Origin of the sequence: uncultured Lamprocystis sp. (genome assembly GCF_903933125.1) — a bacterium.
Classification (GTDB): domain Bacteria; phylum Pseudomonadota; class Gammaproteobacteria; order Chromatiales; family Chromatiaceae; genus Thiodictyon.
Genome location: NZ_CAIZIZ010000445.1, coordinates 1 through 1918, shown reverse-complemented (window position 1 = coordinate 1918; position 1918 = coordinate 1). Strand labels below are relative to the sequence as shown.

Sequence of the window (1918 nt, the reverse complement as noted above, 5' to 3'; positions counted from 1 at the left end):
GCTCTTCGCTCACGGCGGGGCGGCTCCTGGGGGCTGGGGTGAGTCCGGGTCACTGTGGTGCCCGGACGACAGACCGTCGCGGCTTCAGCCGGATGCGGCGGCGCCGCCCGCTGAAGCGTCGGCCTCCGGTTGGGGCGCACCGGTCACGATCACCGGACATTGGGGCGGGTTTATCGCCTGACGACCTGATATCCGCACAGACCCTTGGTGTAGGGGCGGGTTTGAAACCCGCCCCTACGTCCGGTGATCACGTCCGCTGGCTGATAACACCCGCCCCTACACCAAAGGGCTGTCTGGATAAGCGGAGTCACGCCCGGCCCCAGCGCGGCGGGACGCCGCTCCCACCGGGTCGCTACGCGACTTTTACGGTCAGGCCGCGACGGCCAATGGCCGGATCGATGATCAAGGTCGGAGGGCCGACGGCGTGCTCGATGCGGTGCAGACGTGCCGACGGCCGGTGCGGGGCGCTGGAACGGGTCCGGACATGCTCCCGCCCTACCCTGTCTGTGGGGGGCTTGGCCGAGTGCTCCTGTTTGCACTATTTGTTCATTCATTAAACGACTGGCTATGGTAACGCGGGTGCGACGCGGCGGCAAGGTGGTTTGTCCGTTTGGTCTGGCCGTTTGATTAGTGGAGCATCTCGTCAAGGGTCTGGGCGGTCAGGATGCGGTCGGACCACTCCAACAGGGTTTCGGAGTCGGCGTGCGTGATGCGCTCGCGTACCGTCTCGGGGGGCGGACCGAACTTGCGGGCGATTAGGCGCAAGAGCATGGCGGCTTCGCCCTCTTGGCGGCCGATGCGCTGGATACTGGTGATGTAGGGCATCTTGGCTTGCCCCTCGAAGGCCATGAGTTCGCGAGTGAATTCCAGCTCCAGGTCCCTGGGCAGTTGCAATATCCAGTCGAGTACGCGGAAGATCTCCAGGATTTGCTGGCGCGTGTAGCCACGCCCGTAGAGGAGCCGCACCAGGCGCAGCTTCCAGCCGTTGCGGGTGGCCCCGTCTTTGCTCTCTTGCGCCTCGAGGTGGGCCATGACCACCAGGGCGAAGGGGTTAGGGTTGGCTTCCAGTTCGGCCCAGCGGGCGTGCCAGTCGAGCAACTTCTCGACCTTGACGAGTTTGTCGGCATAGCGCCGTCCCAGATCGGCATCGCGCACCACTTTTTGGAGTTCTTTGTCGAGAAATTCGTGACCCTGTGTCCAGTCGATTTCGGCATGGATCTCGGGACAGACCGTCGCGGCTTTAGGTGATTTCCGACAATTTAAATACCGGTCAATGTAGGTGCGACTGCAGTCGCACCTGCGTCCGAATCGGTGCGACTAAAGTCGCACCTACATCCGAGCCGATGGTGGGTGGTATCCGGTGTTCCGGAAATCACCTTAGTGTGTGGTGATCGCCATGACCCGCCTCAATTTCCGGGAAAGATTAACGACGGGTGAGGGCGACTGAAATCGCCCCCCCACATCCGCGCCGTCGGCAGCTTTATTCCTGGGAATCGCTTTATGTCCAACTGCCTGCCAGGCGATTTCTGTCAATCCCCTGAGTGTCCGGGTTGCTTGAGCCAGGCTTTGATCTGTTTGGGATCCATCGCGCGCAGGATGTCTTCCGGCGAGAGGCCGCGCAGGCGCTCTTCGAGCGCGTAGCGTTTGAGTACCTCCGCCGGATCCAGGCCGTGCAGGCGCTCTTCGGGGGTCAACTTTCTCAGCAGGCCGGCACGCAGGGTGGCTTGCTCCTCCGGTGTTAGCCACGAGTTTTTCAGCATCAGGCGCAGGGTGTCGAGAGTCCAAGGCTTCTGACGCGCCTCTTAGCGCTTGGCCGCAAGCGCCAGCGGTAACGGCGGACGCTCATGGCAGTGCGGCCCCCAGAAGGAATCCTCAGCAGATTGGAACGTCGCCTCAGCTTCCTTGAGGGAATAACGAT

Annotated in this window: 3 protein-coding genes; 1 reads left to right on the top strand and 2 read right to left on the bottom strand. The window is 62.7% G+C overall.

Annotation, left to right across the window (positions count from 1 at the left end; all coding sequences use genetic code 11):
- Positions 1-181, top strand: a 181-nt coding sequence (locus QZY03_RS23945; RefSeq protein WP_295585295.1) for a hypothetical protein, incomplete at its 5' end; no start/stop codon positions are given.
- 446 nt (positions 182-627) lie between these two features.
- On the opposite strand, the gene QZY03_RS23940 is transcribed toward QZY03_RS23945, so the two are convergent.
- Both QZY03_RS23940 and QZY03_RS23935 read right to left on the bottom strand, forming a co-directional pair.
- A complete protein-coding gene (locus QZY03_RS23940; protein ID WP_295585293.1) occupies positions 628-1158 on the bottom strand; it encodes a DUF4351 domain-containing protein in 531 nt (176 codons plus the stop codon).
- A gap of 371 nt (positions 1159-1529) precedes the next feature.
- Entirely contained in the window at positions 1530-1760 is a 231-nt protein-coding gene (locus QZY03_RS23935; RefSeq protein WP_295585291.1) for a hypothetical protein, read from the bottom strand.
- Between the last annotated feature and the right edge of the window lie 158 nt (positions 1761-1918).